Origin of the sequence: Amycolatopsis tolypomycina, assembly GCF_900105945.1 — a bacterium.
Taxonomy (GTDB): domain Bacteria; phylum Actinomycetota; class Actinomycetes; order Mycobacteriales; family Pseudonocardiaceae; genus Amycolatopsis; species Amycolatopsis tolypomycina.
Window position 1 is genome coordinate 3,942,898 of the sequence record NZ_FNSO01000004.1, and the last position, 13,697, is coordinate 3,956,594.

Consider the following 13,697-nt stretch of genomic DNA (forward strand, 5'->3'; position numbering starts at 1 on the left):
CCACTCGGGCGTGAGGGCACCGTGAACACTCCGAAGGCCGCGCCCGGCGACCAGGACGTGCTGTTCCGGGCCCTGTTCGCCGAGCACTTCGGCCGCCTCGCGCGACTGGCCCACCTGCTCGGCGCGGACGACGCCGAGGGCATCGCGCAGGAGGCCTTCGTCCGGCTCCGGGGAGCCCCTGACGACCGGGCGATCACCCGGCTCCGCGCGACTGTCGTGCGCCTGACGCGGCGGCGGCCCGTGCGTCCGCGCCCGGCGCTGGAGGGGTTGTCCCGCCGCCAGCGGGAGGTCGTCGTGCTGCGGTACGGGCTGGAGCTGAGCACGACGGACATCGCGGAGATCGTCGCCCGCACACCGGCCACGGTCGAGGCGACCATCGGCTGCGCGCTGCAGAAGCTGCGTCGACGCGAGACCCGGGCGCCCGGGCGGCCGCTGCTGAAGCACGTCACACAGGCGGCTGCGCTCGCGGTGGCGGCGTCCGTGACGGCGACGGGCGTGTTCGCGACGGCTCGGCAGCTATCCGGCCCGCCGGACGTGTCGCGTCCCGTCGTCTGGGTAAGGCACGCCGCGGGGTCGCCGTAGGTGCGTAGTGGCTACGGTGATCGTCATGGAACGCCTGCGCGATCGCCGAGTCCTGGTCACCGGTGCGGGTTCCGGCATCGGCCGGGCCACCACGCTGCGCTTGCTGGAGGAGGGAGCCCAGGTCGTCGGCACGGACGTGTCCGCGGAAGGACTGTCGGGCACCCAGGCGGCGGCTCCCCCGGGCCTGACGACGTTCACGATGGACGTGGCGGACGAATCGTCGGTGGATTCCGGGGTGAAGGCGGCGGTCGTCGCCCTCGGCGGCCTGGACGTCCTGGTCAACGCGGCGGGGATCCTGCTGGCATCGCACACGCACGAGACGTCGCTGGAGTCGTGGAACCGGGTGCTGGCGGTGAACCTGACGGGCACGTTCCTGGTGACACGCGCGGCCCTCCCGGCCCTGCTGGAGTCGTCGGCGGGAGTGGTGGTCAACTTCAGTTCGACATCGGCCTCGTTCGCCCACCCGTACATGGCGGCGTACTCGGCGAGCAAAGGCGGGATCCAGGCGTTCACGCACGCCCTGGCGTTGGAGTACGGAAAGCGGGGCCTGCGCGCGGTCAGCATCGCCCCGGGAAGCGTGAAGAGCGGCATCACGGACTCGGCGGCGAGCTGGCTGCCGTCGGACGTGGACTTTTCGCTGTTCGGCCGGTTGCTGCCGATCCTGCCGACGGACCACACGACAGAGGTGGGCAACGCGGTGGCAGGCCCGGAGACGGTGGCGGGAGTGGTGGCAATGCTGGCCTCGGAGGACGGAAAGTTCATCACGGGCACAGAGATCCGCATCGACGGCGGCACGCACACGTGAGAAGCCTGATCGATATCTGTCCTTGACACCCGAGACCATCGACCGGAACGTGCACTCCCACCAGGTCTCGGCGCTCGCTCAGGACGGGTTCTGTCCTATATCCGCGAGACCGTGACTCCATGGATCCCTTCCACATCACCATCCCCCAGCAAGACCTCGACGAGCTCGACCACCGCCTCGCCCAGACGCGCTGGCCAGGCGAGCTACCGAACGCAAACTGGGACTACGGCGTCAACGAGACCTACCTCAAGGACCTCGTCGACTACTGGCGGAACGGCTTCGACTGGCGAGCCCAGGAAGCCGCCCTCAACGAACATCCCCAGTACACAACGACCATCGACAACCAGCGCATCCACTTCGTCCACGTGCGATCCCCGGAACCGAACGCCACTCCCCTCATCATCACCCACGGCTGGCCGAGCACCATCGCCGACTTCCGGGGCATTCTCGGGCCGCTCACCGACCCGCGAGCCCACGGTGGGGACCCGGCGGACGCCTTCCACGTCGTCGCGCCGTCCGTGCCCGGGTTCGCCTTCTCCGGACCGACCCGCGAACGCGGCTGGAACACCCGCCGCGTCGCGAAGGCCTGGGCCGAGCTCATGCGCCGGCTCGGTTATGACCGCTATGGCGCCCACGGTGGCGACTTCGGCAGCATCGTCTCGCCCGAACTCGGCCGGCAAGCTGCGGAGGCGGTCACCGGTGTGCACCTCAACGCCGTCGCCAACGCCGGGGTGGCGACCGCTCCCGGCGATCTCGAACGACTGTCCGAAGAGGACCGGAAGAAAGCTCAGGAGAACGAACTCTGGTGGTACTCCCACTCCGGCTACGCCACGCAGATGGCCACCCGGCCGCAGACCCTCGCCTACGCCCTCAACGACTCCCCAGCGGGGCAGCTCGCGTGGAACCTCGAGTGGTTCGTCGACTGGGATCCGGCCACCACCGGCCAGACCCCGGTGAGCCGGGACGCCCTCCTCACCAACGTGACGATCTTCTGGCTCACCGGCACCGCCGGGTCGGCCGCGCGCCTCTACCTGGAAGCCGGCCAGGACGGCTGGGGTGAACGGCCCGCACCCTCCGGTGTCCCGACCGCCATCGTGAACTTCCGCGGCGATCACGCCATTCGCGGCCTGGCCGAGCTGTCGAACACCGTGACGCGCTGGACCGAGTACGACACCGGTGGGCACTTCGCGTCGCTGCAGGCGCCCGACGTGCTCGTCCAGGACATCCGGGAGTTCTTCCGCGACCTCTAGACCCGTCGTCGGCGTTTGTCCACGGCGCCGTCGAGCAGCGGCCGCAGTTCCGCCACCACCGTGTCGAGGGGCGCGACGTCCTGGTGCGCCCGCGCCAGGACGATCGCGCCCTCCAAGGCACTCAGCATCAGCACGGCCAAGGATCCGCTGCGGGCCGGGGGCACGCCCAGCTGCTCGAGGGTCGCCGCGACCGGGCGCTGCCAGCCCTCGAACGCCTTGCCGACCGCCTCGCGCAGGTTGTCGCTGGTGGCCGCCGCGTCGGCGACCGTCGCCACCAGGGGGCAGCCCGCGTCGAAGCCCGCCGTCGTGAACTCGTCGCGCCACTGGGTGGCCATGGCCTCGAACAGCGAACCGGGCGTCGGGTTCTCGAGCTTCGCCGCGACGCGCGCCACGCGCCGGGCCGCGTAGTCGCCGGCCCAGGTGACGGCCTCGGCGATCAGCTGGTTCTTACCGCCGGGAAAGTAGTGCTGCAGGGACCCCCGCGGGGCTTCGGCGTGGGCGACCACGTCCCGCATGCCGGTCGCCCCGACACCGTGGATCCGCACCAGCTGCGCGGCGCTGAGCACCATCCGCTCGCGCGGTGTCCTCGTCATCGGCTGCCTCCTTCATGACGTCCGTCATGGTAGCCCAGTCCGGGACGACCAGCGCGAAGTCGCGTTCGCCGCGTTCGTAGGACGGCACCGGACGGAACCCCTGGCCCAGCAGCAACGCCTCGGCGCCGGTGTTGCCGGCCTGGACGGTCGCCCGCACGGTCCAGCCCGCCCAGCGCCCGGACGCCCACAGCCACCGGCTCAGCGTGCTGCCGATCCCCTGCCGCTGCCACGCGTCGGCGACGAGGATCCCGATCTCCGCCTCCCCCGGCGTCTCCGAAACGAAGTTGAGCAGCCCCACCGGAGTGCCGCCGCGGAGAGCGAGCAGCGCGACGCCGTCCGGTGGCCCGGCGAGCAGGAACCGCTGGTAACGCTGGAAAACGTCGGCCGGACGGGCCGGTCCGCCCATCAGGAACCGGCGCCGGAGACTGTCCGGCGAGCAGGCGGCGACCAGCGTGGCCACCTGCGAGCGAGCCGCGACCTCTATGACAGTGGTCATAGTCCCCATGAGACCACAGCCGCGCGGAAAACACCATGACCGGCGTCATAGCCGACCGTGGCGGTTCACGCCACGGGCACGCGGGTACGTTGCCGTGGCCCCCACCGCGAAAGGCAGCCGACGATGCAGCTCTACGCCGAACGGCCGATCCGCCGCACCGCCCAGCTCGTCAGCGACCTGCTGGCCGTGCTGCTCGTCGTCCTGGCGGTCTGGCTCGGGACCTCGGTGTACGACGAGGTGATGAAGCTGCGGGCCCCCGGCGACGGGCTGGTCGACGCCGGCACCGGCCTGCGCGGCACCTTCGACTCCGCGGCGAACTCCGCCGACAAGATCCCGCTCGTCGGGGACGCGCTGGCCCGGGCCCTGCACAGCGGTTCGGACGTCGGGACCAAGCTCACCGACGCCGGCCGCTGGCAGATCGACGCCGTCGAGAACCTGGCGTGGTGGCTGGCGGCGATCATCATCGCGCTGCCGGTCCTCGCCCTGGCCCTCACCTGGCTGCCGCTGCGCTGGAACTTCACCCGCCGCGCCACCGCGGCCGCGCACCTGCGGACCCTGGGCGACGAAGGGCGCGACCTGCTCGCGCTGCGGGCCCTCGCCACGCAGCCGCTGCGGCGCCTGGCTGCGGTGGACCAGGCGGCGACCGGCTGGCGGGAGCGCGACCGGGACGTCATCGACAAGCTCGCCGGGTACGAGCTGGCCCGGCACGGCCTCGCCCCGTGAGCCGGAGGTCTCCCCGCCGGGGCTCAGGACACCGGCGGGAAGACCTCCTCACTCCGCAGGCTGACGGACGTGGGACTCAGCCGACGGAGGGGCCCATCCCGAGGGACTGCGGTGTGCTGGCGTCGGGCGACGGCTGGTGCAGGCCCTCGTCCAGGGGGCCGAACTCGGTCATCAGGGCCGGGCTGCCGCCCCACGGCGTCTGTTCCTCGGCGATCAGCGAGTTCGTCGTGAGCAGCAGGCCGGCCACCGACGCGCCGTTCTGCACCGCCGACCGGCACACCCGCAGCGGGTCGACCACGCCGAGCGCGATCATGTCGCCGTAGCGGTCGTGCAGGGCGTCGAACCCCTCGTCGTCGCCCAGCTCGCGGGTCCGGGCGACGATCTCGTGCGCCGGGTGGCCCGCGTTGTGCGCGATGAGGAACGCCGGTTCGGCCAGGGCCCGCCGGACGATCTCGACGCCGATCGCCTGGTCACCGTCCAAGCCGAGGCCTTCGAGAGCCTTTTCGGCGTGCAGGAGCGCCGCTCCCCCGCCGGCCACGATGCCCTCGGCCATCGCCGCCCGGGTCGCCGACAAGGCGTCCTCGACGCGGTGCTGCAGCTCCTTCAGCTCGGCCGGGGTGGCCGCGCCGACCCGCACCACCGCGACCTTGCCGGTCAGGGCACCGATCCGTTCGGTCAGCACGTCCTCGTCGACGCCGAACTGCGCGCGTTCCAGTTCCGCCCGCAGCTGCCCGACCCGGAAATCGACCGCCTCGGACGACCCGGCGCCGCCGACGATCGTGGTGCGGTTCTCGGTGACCCGGACCTGCTTCGCCCGGCCGAGATGCTCCAGGGTCATCGTCTCCATCGTGAACCCGGACTGCCGCGAGAGCACCGCGCCGCCGACGATCGCGGCGAGGTCCTCCAGCTTGTGCAGCCGCCGGTCGCCGAAGCCGGGTGCGCGGACGGCCACCGACTGGAACGTGCCGTTCATGTGGTTGTGCACCAGCATGGACAGCGCCGTGCCCTCGACCGTCTCGCCGATCACCACCAACGGCCTCGGCGCCCGCATCACCTTGTCCAGCAGGGGCATCAGCTGCTGCACCTTGGTGATCTTCTCCGCGCACATCAGGATGTACGGGTCGTCGAGCACCGCTTCCAGCCGGCCCGGGTCGGTGACCAGGTACGGCGAAAGGTAGCCGTTGTCGAACTCGAACCCTTCGACGAACTCGACGCTCATCCCGATCGACGGCGACTCCTCGACCGTCACCACGCCGCCGTCGCCGACGGTGTGCAGGGCCTTGGCGATGACCGCGCCGACGGCGTCGTCGTCGTTGGCCGAGATCGCCGCCACCCGCGCGTAGTCCTGTTCGGACACCACCGGGTGCGCCTGCTTCTCCAGGTGGGCCACCAGCAGCCCGACGGCGTGGTCGATGCCGCGCTTGACGAGCACCGGGTTGCCGCCGGCCGAGATCGCCCGCATGCCTTCGCGGACGATCGCCTGGGCGAGCACGGTGGCCGTGGTGGTGCCGTCGCCGACGACGTCGTTGGTCTTGATCGCCGCTTCCTTGACCAGCTGCGCGCCCATGTTCTCGAACTGGTTCTTCAGGTGGATCTCGCGGGCGATGGTGACGCCGTCGTTGGTGACCACCGGCGAGCCGGTGATCTTCTCGATGATCACGTTGCGGCCCTTGGGTCCCAACGTGGACTTGACCGCTTCGGCCAGCTTGTCCACGCCCGCCAGCAGCAGGTCGCGGGCGTCCGGACCGAACCGCAGTTCCTTCGCCATGGCTGCTCCTAGGGGGTGAGGATGGCCCGGCCGCGCACGCGTCCGGCGTCGAGGTCGGCCAGCGCGTCGAGCGCCGCGTCCAGGGGGTACTTCTTCGTGTGCAGGGTGACCTTCCCGGCCTGGGCGAGCACCATCAGCTCGGCCAGGTCGTTGTAGGTGCCGACGAGGTTGCCGATGACGTTGCGTTCGGTGGAGATGATGTCGATCGTCGGGATCTCGATGTTCGAGCCGTAGCCGATGACGAAGTGCGACCCGGCGCGCCGGGTCATCGCGAAGGCGTCCTGCTGGGCGCCCTGCTCGGCGACGAAGTCGAGGACGACCTCGGCGCCATGGCCGCCGGTCAGGTCGAGCACGGCTTCGACCTGCTTGCCGTCGGCCAAGACTGTGAAATCGGCGCCCAGGGTCGACGCCAGCTCCAGAGCGTCGGCGTTGCGGTCGACCACGATCACCCGGGCCGCCGTCAGCGCGCGCAGGGACTGGATGCCGATGTGCCCGAGCCCGCCGGCGCCGTTGACGACGCAGGTGGTGCCCGGGTACAGCTGCGGGACGGCCTTGCGCACCGCGTGATAGGCGGTGATCCCGGCGTCGGCCAACGCCGCCACGTCGGACGGCGACGTCGAGGGATCGAGCTTGATGCACGCCCGCGCCGACGTCAGCAGGTACTCCGCCATCCCGCCGTCGCTGCTGATGCCGGGGAAGCTCCCGTTCGGGCAATGCATGTCGTCGCCCGCGCGGCAGGCGTGGCACAGCCCGCACGTCGGCGTCGGGTGCAGGATGACCGTGTCGCCGACCTCGACGTTCGTCACTGCCGGGCCGACCTCGTGCACCCAGCCCGCGTTCTCGTGGCCGATCGTGTACGGCAGTTCGACACCGGACTTCTCGGCCCACTGCTCCTCGATGATGTGCAGGTCGGTGCGGCAGACGCCGGCGCCGCCGATCTTGACCACGACGTCGAAGGGCCCGGTGGCGCGCGGCTCCGGGACGTCTTCGATCACCGGGTGCTGGTGGTACTTCTGCAGCCGCACGGCCTTCATCCCGTGCCCTCCTCTTCTGCGTCGAGCGAGTACCGCACGCGCAACATGCCGCGGCAGACGCCCGAATTGGCCTCCATGCTCGTGCGGGTCAGCCGCGCGAAGGCGAGGTGCCGCTTCGCGTCGACCGGTGTCGTCCCGGTGGCCGGGTCGAGCAGCAGCGGGTCGCCGTCCTCGGCAGGCAGGCCGAGCTCGCGGCGGCGGGCCCGCAGCCGGTCGAGGTCCGGACTCGGCGGGACGTCACCCAGCGTCAGGGACGCCGGGTCCCGGCCCAGGGACCGGCAGACGCGGTCGGTGCCGGCCAGCACGGCCTTGCGGACGAAGTCGTACCGCAGCGTGTCCAGCTCGTCGACGGCCTCGCCGTCGAACGACGCCACGAACCCCTGCCGCGCCGCGACCCCGCGGTTGATGACGTCGGACGCGAAGTGGTCGTCGAGCCGGATGTCGAGCCCGGTCAGGCCCGGCACCCCGGCCACGGCGTCGTAGGCGTCCGCGACCATCAGGAACGCGAAGTTCGGCGCGCAGAAGTACGTCGGCAGCCGCAGCCGGACGACGGCGTGGCCCGCGTCGCTCACCTCGCAGCGGGCCACGAACCCGAGGTCGGTGAGGGGTTCGTCCAGTTCGGGATCCCGGACGGTGCCCAGCGCCGCCCACACGGCGGCGCGGGCCCCGGTCACCACGGCGGTCATGAGTTCGGCACGCCGACGGGCTCGACGTTCTCCGGATCCTTCAACCGAAGCTCTTCCGGTACGTCGATGCCGTAGAGGCGGGCGGCGTTCAGCCCGAGGATCTTCTTCTTCTGGTCGACGGTCAGCGGCGCGAAGTCCGACAGCTCTTCGTCATCCGGCATGTTCCAGTCGACGAAGCCCTCGACCTGTCACTTCGGCTCCCAGATCGCGTAGTCCGCGCCGAAGATGAGCTTGTCCTCGCCGAGCCAGAACATCAGCTCGCCCATGACCTTGGCGAAGAACTTCGGCCGGGCGTGCATCAGGCCGCCGACCACGACGGCGAGGCCCGCGTAGACGTTGCGCTCCTGGGTGGCCATGAAGCAGAAGTCCTCGATGCGCGGCAGGCCGACGTGCTCGACGATGAAGTTGAGGCCCTGGAAACTGGTCGCCACCTGGTCCACATCGGACACGTCGAAGGCGTCCTTGTCCAGCGGCCAGATCGTCGGTCCCTTGTGGATGTGGATGTTGGTGACGCCCAGCTCTTCGCACTTCTCCAGGTAGCGCGCCGCCGCCGGGTCCTTCAGGCTCCAGCCGCGGGAGTCACCCCGCCACTCGGCCGTGTAGAGCTTGACGCCCTTGCAGTTGTAGCGCTTGACGCGTTCCTCGAAGGCCTTCATCCCCGCTTCGCCTTCGCGCGGGTCGAAGGTCGTGTTGACGAGGAACTTGTCCGGGTGCTTCTCGGCCAGCGCGCCGTCGTTCTCGGTGGTGTTGAAGCCCGTCTTGTACCACTGCCGCAGGTTGGTCGGCTGGAAGATGGCCTTGTCGACGTGCCCGACCTCGAACAGGTCGTGCATCATCAGTTCCTCGGAGTACTTCTGGAACCGGTCGAGCGGCCAGTGCGTCTCCTGCGGGCCGAGCCCCTGGTAGGCGTGGAAGCACTCGATCCAGCCCTTGGCGTATTCCTCCTGGCCCGCCACCCAGTTCTCCGGGCTCGCGTCCCAGAAGTGGGTGTGGGCGTCCACCACGAAATACTTCTCGCCGTCTTTTTCGTACATGGTTGATCCTCCTGAGCGGGATCGAGTGCTTCGCTTACTTGATCGGCTTGAGGTCGAAGTCGAGGTATTCCGCCGCGTCTTCGGGGTTGGCGAACATGATCGTGCGGTCGTCCTCGTGGATCATCCGCCCGTAGTGGGTGGACATGCTCTCCTCGAACTCGGCCGCGGTGAACCAGCCCTCTTCCTCGCCGGCGGCCTCGTCGACCTCGGCGTAGACGACCTCCATCCGGCCGACGGCGTCGACCCGGATCATCGAGGGCAGCGGCGTGATGGTGACGTTGTCCTTCGTTCCCATCACTTCCGCGATGATCGCGCCCACCTGGTTGTTCATCAGGGTGAAGCCGCACATGTTGGACGCGGTGTTGTCGGCCTTGAACGGGCTTTCCGCGGTCTTGAAGACAGTCACTGGCCCAGCTCCTCGGGTGCCTTGAGGCCCAGTTCGGACAGGATGCCGGCGAACCGGCTCTTCACGCGGTCGAGGCCGTCCTCGAACCGGATCGGCTTGGCGTCGGGCTGCGACCACAGCGGCTGCAGTGTCCGGGCGGCCGCGATGCACCGCGGCACCCAGTCCTCGAGCCACTTCTGCAGCAGCGCCTTGTTGTGGCCGGCGAACTCCTTGTCGTTGATCAGCAGGTGGAACAGCGGTTTCGTGTAGCGGAGGTCGCGTTCGGAGAAGTCGAACTCCTCGGCGCCGATCAGGGTCGGGGTGACGAAGTCGCCGTTGGCGGGCGCGGCCTGCTGGACCAGGTTGCTGCGGAACAGCTCGCCCACGAGGGGTTCGAAGACGACGTTCGCGGCGAAGACCGCCTCGCACCAGTCCCAGATCCCGGTCAGCTGCTCGGCGGTCTCCCGCACGCCCTGCCAGGCCGGGTCTTCGTTCCAGGTGGACAGGTGGGCGGTGCCGTCGAAGCCCTCGATCTCCTCGGTGAGCGTGAGGTTGTACAACGCCAGGTCCTGGGCCGCGCGGATCCGGTGCATGCTGTTCACCGAGATGGCGTTGTTGTGCATGTTCGTCGGGGCACGCCGGTTGGCGTTGGTGAACAAGTACAGCCCCAGGCCGTGGTCGACGTGCATCCAGGCGCCGACGTGCTTGGCGACGAAGTCGACCCAGTTGCGGTTCCACTGCTCGAACGCCTTGGCCTGGCGGGCGGCGTCGATGTTCTGGTTGAGCTGGCGGACGACGTTCGCGTTGTACCGGTAGAGCGTGAGCTCCCATTCCTCGTTGGGGTCGCGGAACTCGTGCCAGCCGTGGGCCGGCCAGTCGTAGCCCTGACCGCCGGAGCCCGGGCCGCGTTCGGGCAGCGGCCGGTCGGAGCCCCACGCCTTCAGCGCCGTCCATTCCAGGGGGTAGCCGCCCTGGCCGTCGGCGAAGGCGTAGAGCCAGCCCTGGGACAGGTAGTGCCGCGGGTCGGGCTGGACCTCGACGGTGACGTCCTCGTAGTGGCTCTGCTTGCGCTTGGCCGGGGTGAAGTAGTTGTACTGGCGGGCGGTGGAGTCGGGGAAGACCTTCGCGCCCGCCTCGGCGTCGGTGAACGCCGGCTTCGGCACGCTGCGTTCGGAAGTGGCTGTCATGGGTTTTCCTACCCTTCGCCCGTGGTGGTGAACTTGTCGTAGAAGACGCGCTTGCCGTCGACGCCGAGCGCGGGCAGCAGCTCCAGCGCCGCCTCGACCATCGGCGGTGGCCCGCAGACGTAGGCGTCGGCGCCCGTGAGGTCGACGCCGGCCCGGCGCAGGACGTCGGTGACGAAGCCGGTTTCGCCGGTCCAGTCGTCGTCACCCGGCTCGGACAGCGCGGGGACGTACCGGAAGCCCGGGAGTTTCTCCTCCAGCGCCCGCAGCTCGGCCTCGAAGCAGAGGTCGTGCCGGCGGCGGGCGCCGTAGTAGAAGACGGCCTTCCGGTCGATCCCACGCTCGGCCATCGACCGCAGCAGCGACAGGATCGGCGCCATCCCGGCCCCGCCGCCGACGAAGACGAGGTCCGCGCCCGGGTTGTCGCGGAGGGTGAACACCCCGAACGGGCCGGTCACCCGGAGCCGGTCGCCGACCGCGACTTCGGTGGACAGGAACCGGGAGAACAACCCGTCGGGGTAGATCTTGACGACGAACTCCAGCAAGCCGTCGCGCGCCGAGGTGTTGGCCATCGAGAACGACCGCGTCTCCTCGGTGCCCGGGACCGCGAAGTCCAGGTACTGGCCGGGGAAGAACTTCAGGTCGCCGTCCAGCCGGACCACGAGGTGCCGCAGGTCGTGGGTCACCGGATCGTTCGCCACGACCTCGACCGTGGCCTCCTGGATCGGCAGGCCGGACTGGATCATCTCCTCGTCGTAGTTGAGCAGCTCGATCGTCAGGTCTTCGTAGGCGTGGGCCCGGCACAGCAGCGTGAAGCCTTCCTCTTTTTCGTAGTCGGGAAGCGCGAAGGTCGAGTACCGGTCGTGTTCGACGTCGTCGCCGTCGAGGAGGAACGACTTGCAGGCCGCGCACTGTCCTTCCTTGCAGCCGTGCATGAGCATGACGCCCTGCTCGGCGGCGGCGCGCAGGATCGTCTGGTCCTCGGCGACGTCGATCTCGATCCCGACCGGCTCGAACCGGACCCGATGCTTCTCCGCCATCCCCGCCCCAATCCGGCACTTTCACGTGAAAGTGCCTACCTGGGGGCGGCACTTTCACGTGAAAGTGCCGCCCCTGTGGTCTCGTCAGGCCTGCGGCGCCGGGCGCCCGGCCGGGCCCTGGCGGTGGTAGTCGGCGACGAACGCGGCACGCTCGGCGTCGGTCATCTGGTTGAGCAGCACGTTCGGCGACTGCACCGCCGGCATCCGGCGCAGGTGGTCGAGCGTCCACATCTTCTTCGGGTCGAGGTCCAGGTGGGGCTGGGCGACCATGGTCTTGCCGTCGTCGCGGACGAAGCCCATGTCGGAGACGACGTCGGCCCAGTTCCAGCCGTGGTAGAGCGTCTCCCACTCGCGGGCGCCGACCAGCTTGCCCATGTTCGGGGTGTTGCGGCCCTGGTAGGTGGGCCGGAACGCCTCGGCGTCGGTCCAGCGGCAGGTCTCCGAGCAGTACGTCCGGTGCTGGCCGTCGACCTGGTCGACCACCATGTCCTCGCGGATGAGGCACGGCACCATGCAGGTCCAGCAGCGGTGCGGGTACACGTAGTCGACGTTCTCGGCGACGATCGGGTGGTGCCCGTTCGGCGTGGCCAGGCGGTTGTAGTTCTCCCACCACTTGCCGTACTTGTCGTACCAGCCCGGGTACTTGTACTCGAACCACTCGAAGTCCTCGTCGGTCATCGGGTCGATGCGCCAGTAGTTGGCGAGCCACCCGGTGGCGAAGAACTGCGCGACTTCGTGGACGTAACCCTTGTTCCAGATCCGGTTCCAGGCTTCTTCGATGAGGTCGTGCGGGATGACGAGCCCGTACTTCTCCAGCGGGACGAGGTAGGAGCGGTAGTAGTCGTCGTAGATCCAGCGGCGCCACATTTCCGCGTAGCTTTCGCGGTCCTTGCGGCGGTCCTTGGTGCCGTATTCGATGAACGTGCCGATCGCGGCGTCGACGACGGCGTGGTTGTTCCACCACGCGTACCGCAGGTCGCGTTCGAGCAGCTGGTGGTTGCTTTCGTCCGACAGCGCCATCAGCAGCGTCGCGTAGCCGTTGCTGATGTGGCGGGATTCGTCGGACTGCACCGAGTGGAACACCGTGGGCAGCAGGTAGTCGCCGTTCGCGGCGGCCTCGGCCGGCATCGCGACGAACAGCGTGTTCGTGAACGCCGTTTCGGCGACGATCGTGAGGTAGATGCTCGCCGCGGTGATGGCGTCACCGGTGATGAAGCCTTCGGCGAACTGGCGGCCGATGGTGCCGCAGTAGTCGTTCTGGAAGTTGCGCAGGCTCGAGTTGAAGCCCGCCGGGTCGATGTAGTTCTGCATGTACAGGCGCTTGAGGTTCTGCTGGATCGTCGAGTGCCGGACCTCGTCGATCATCTGGATCGCCTGGCCGTTGTGCAGTTCCGGGTTCGGGACCGTGCGGAACAGCAGCGGCATCGCCCGCGCGGCGGAGATCTCCGGCAGCGGGATGATCGACAGGAACAGCTTCTGCCACTCCAGCCAGCGTTCCTGGACCTGGCGGAACATGTTGCCGCGGATCGCGCCGTCCTCGGCGCCGTAGACCCGGTGGTCCTTTTCCTCCTGCATCGGGAAGTACGAGCGGAGGACCTGCTTCAGCGGGTCCTTCTTCTTGGCCTTGCGGAAGGTGTAGTCGGTGCCGTAGTGCGAAACCGGGGTGTGGTACGCCGGTTCCCACGACAGTTCCTGGATCTTCTGGTGGGCTTTCGCCACACTCTGGCGACTCATGGCTCACTCCCTTGTTCACGGCTCGCCGGCCCGGCGTTGACCATTAGGCGGGCCCTCGTGCGCGGCGCGGGTCTCAATCTGAGACAGCGCCGCTGATCACGGTGTGTCGAGCAGCCGCGCGCGCAGGGCGGCCAGCTCGTCGTGGACGCCGGCCCGCACCCGCGCGTCGCCCTCGGCCGCCGGGACGATCCCGAAGGCGCGCAGGAGCGCCGCGGCCGGTTCGCCGGGATCGCCGTCCGCGCCGAGCGCCGGGTGCAGCCCCTGCTCGGCCAGGTGTGTGAAGGCGAGGTGCACGATCGTCCACGGGTTGTACGTCTCGGCGGCCATGTCCCCATCGCACCGCCGCCGCGCGGGCGGGAGCGTCTCAATTTGAGACACCGCCG

General features: G+C 69.4%; 14 protein-coding genes and 1 pseudogene. 4 read left to right on the top strand and 11 right to left on the bottom strand.

Annotated elements, in window-relative coordinates; all coding sequences use genetic code 11:
- Positions 1-21: 21 nt before the first annotated feature.
- From BLW76_RS27895 to BLW76_RS27905, 3 genes are all read left to right on the top strand, one after another.
- Entirely contained in the window at positions 22-582 is a 561-nt protein-coding gene (locus BLW76_RS27895) for an RNA polymerase sigma factor (protein ID WP_091312679.1), read from the top strand.
- Positions 583-607: 25 nt separating this feature from the next.
- Positions 608-1,387, top strand: coding sequence for an SDR family NAD(P)-dependent oxidoreductase (locus BLW76_RS27900; protein WP_091312682.1), 780 nt, complete (start codon positions 608-610; stop codon positions 1,385-1,387).
- Between the two features lie 119 nt (positions 1,388-1,506).
- Positions 1,507-2,637 carry an epoxide hydrolase family protein gene (locus tag BLW76_RS27905; RefSeq protein WP_091312684.1) on the top strand — a complete coding sequence of 377 codons (1,131 nt, stop codon included), beginning with the start codon at positions 1,507-1,509 and terminating at the stop codon, positions 2,635-2,637.
- On the opposite strand, the gene BLW76_RS27910 is transcribed toward BLW76_RS27905, so the two are convergent.
- Together BLW76_RS27910 and BLW76_RS27915 are read right to left on the bottom strand one after the other, a co-directional pair.
- The gene (locus BLW76_RS27910) at positions 2,634-3,152 is read right to left on the bottom strand and encodes an LmrA/YxaF family transcription factor (RefSeq protein WP_425266023.1); all 519 of its coding nucleotides are present in this window, start codon (positions 3,150-3,152) and stop codon (positions 2,634-2,636) included. The two genes, BLW76_RS27905 and BLW76_RS27910, sit on opposite strands and share 4 nt — an antisense overlap.
- Positions 3,085-3,726, bottom strand: coding sequence for a GNAT family N-acetyltransferase (locus tag BLW76_RS27915; protein WP_244170338.1), 642 nt, complete (start codon positions 3,724-3,726; stop codon positions 3,085-3,087). Before BLW76_RS27915 ends, BLW76_RS27910 begins: the two co-directional genes overlap by 68 nt.
- 123 nt (positions 3,727-3,849) lie before the next feature.
- Between BLW76_RS27915 and BLW76_RS27920 the strand changes: the two genes are divergently transcribed.
- Positions 3,850-4,449: a hypothetical protein gene (locus tag BLW76_RS27920; RefSeq protein WP_091312691.1), complete on the top strand. Its 600-nt coding sequence runs from the start codon at positions 3,850-3,852 to the stop codon at positions 4,447-4,449.
- 76 nt (positions 4,450-4,525) lie between these two features.
- On the opposite strand, the gene groL is transcribed toward BLW76_RS27920, so the two are convergent.
- The 9 genes and pseudogenes from groL to BLW76_RS27965 form a co-directional block, all read right to left on the bottom strand.
- A complete protein-coding gene (gene groL, locus BLW76_RS27925; protein WP_091312694.1) occupies positions 4,526-6,217 on the bottom strand; it encodes a chaperonin GroEL in 1,692 nt (563 codons plus the stop codon).
- A gap of 8 nt (positions 6,218-6,225) precedes the next feature.
- Complete coding sequence (locus tag BLW76_RS27930) at positions 6,226-7,251, bottom strand: NAD(P)-dependent alcohol dehydrogenase (protein ID WP_091312697.1); 1,026 nt, start codon at positions 7,249-7,251, stop codon at positions 6,226-6,228.
- On the bottom strand, positions 7,248-7,937 hold the full coding sequence (locus BLW76_RS27935; protein WP_091312700.1) for an iron-sulfur cluster assembly protein: 690 nt from the start codon (positions 7,935-7,937) through the stop codon (positions 7,248-7,250). The genes BLW76_RS27930 and BLW76_RS27935 overlap by 4 nt, the downstream gene beginning before the upstream one ends.
- Positions 7,934-8,971: pseudogene (locus BLW76_RS27940) on the bottom strand (amidohydrolase family protein). The gene BLW76_RS27935 and the pseudogene BLW76_RS27940 overlap by 4 nt, the downstream one beginning before the upstream one ends.
- Before the next feature lie 34 nt (positions 8,972-9,005).
- A complete protein-coding gene (mimD, locus tag BLW76_RS27945) occupies positions 9,006-9,377 on the bottom strand; it encodes a propane 2-monooxygenase effector subunit MimD (RefSeq protein ID WP_091312703.1) in 372 nt (123 codons plus the stop codon).
- Positions 9,374-10,543 (bottom strand): ferritin family protein, encoded by a 1,170-nt coding sequence (locus BLW76_RS27950; RefSeq protein ID WP_091312706.1) that lies wholly within the window; start codon positions 10,541-10,543, stop codon positions 9,374-9,376. Before BLW76_RS27950 ends, mimD begins: the two co-directional genes overlap by 4 nt.
- A gap of 8 nt (positions 10,544-10,551) precedes the next feature.
- Positions 10,552-11,580: an NADH:ubiquinone reductase (Na(+)-transporting) subunit F gene (locus BLW76_RS27955; RefSeq protein ID WP_091312709.1), complete on the bottom strand. Its 1,029-nt coding sequence runs from the start codon at positions 11,578-11,580 to the stop codon at positions 10,552-10,554.
- Positions 11,581-11,664: 84 nt separating this feature from the next.
- On the bottom strand, positions 11,665-13,314 hold the full coding sequence (locus tag BLW76_RS27960) for a ferritin family protein (protein ID WP_091312710.1): 1,650 nt from the start codon (positions 13,312-13,314) through the stop codon (positions 11,665-11,667).
- 96 nt (positions 13,315-13,410) lie between these two features.
- Positions 13,411-13,641: a hypothetical protein gene (locus BLW76_RS27965; RefSeq protein WP_091312713.1), complete on the bottom strand. Its 231-nt coding sequence runs from the start codon at positions 13,639-13,641 to the stop codon at positions 13,411-13,413.
- Between the last annotated feature and the right edge of the window lie 56 nt (positions 13,642-13,697).

Coding starts and splice junctions, on each gene's coding strand:
- BLW76_RS27900 (WP_091312682.1), top strand. CDS start 608: ATGGAACGCCTGCGCGATCGCCGAGTCCTGGTCACCGGTGCGGGTTCC.
- BLW76_RS27930 (WP_091312697.1), bottom strand. CDS start 7,251: ATGAAGGCCGTGCGGCTGCAGAAGTACCACCAGCACCCGGTGATCGAA.
- groL (WP_091312694.1), bottom strand. CDS start 6,217: ATGGCGAAGGAACTGCGGTTCGGTCCGGACGCCCGCGACCTGCTGCTG.
- BLW76_RS27920 (WP_091312691.1), top strand. CDS start 3,850: ATGCAGCTCTACGCCGAACGGCCGATCCGCCGCACCGCCCAGCTCGTC.
- BLW76_RS27955 (WP_091312709.1), bottom strand. CDS start 11,580: ATGGCGGAGAAGCATCGGGTCCGGTTCGAGCCGGTCGGGATCGAGATC.
- BLW76_RS27950 (WP_091312706.1), bottom strand. CDS start 10,543: ATGACAGCCACTTCCGAACGCAGCGTGCCGAAGCCGGCGTTCACCGAC.
- BLW76_RS27915 (WP_244170338.1), bottom strand. CDS start 3,726: ATGACCACTGTCATAGAGGTCGCGGCTCGCTCGCAGGTGGCCACGCTG.
- BLW76_RS27960 (WP_091312710.1), bottom strand. CDS start 13,314: ATGAGTCGCCAGAGTGTGGCGAAAGCCCACCAGAAGATCCAGGAACTG.
- BLW76_RS27905 (WP_091312684.1), top strand. CDS start 1,507: ATGGATCCCTTCCACATCACCATCCCCCAGCAAGACCTCGACGAGCTC.
- BLW76_RS27935 (WP_091312700.1), bottom strand. CDS start 7,937: ATGACCGCCGTGGTGACCGGGGCCCGCGCCGCCGTGTGGGCGGCGCTG.
- BLW76_RS27910 (WP_425266023.1), bottom strand. CDS start 3,152: ATGCGGGACGTGGTCGCCCACGCCGAAGCCCCGCGGGGGTCCCTGCAG.
- BLW76_RS27965 (WP_091312713.1), bottom strand. CDS start 13,641: ATGGCCGCCGAGACGTACAACCCGTGGACGATCGTGCACCTCGCCTTC.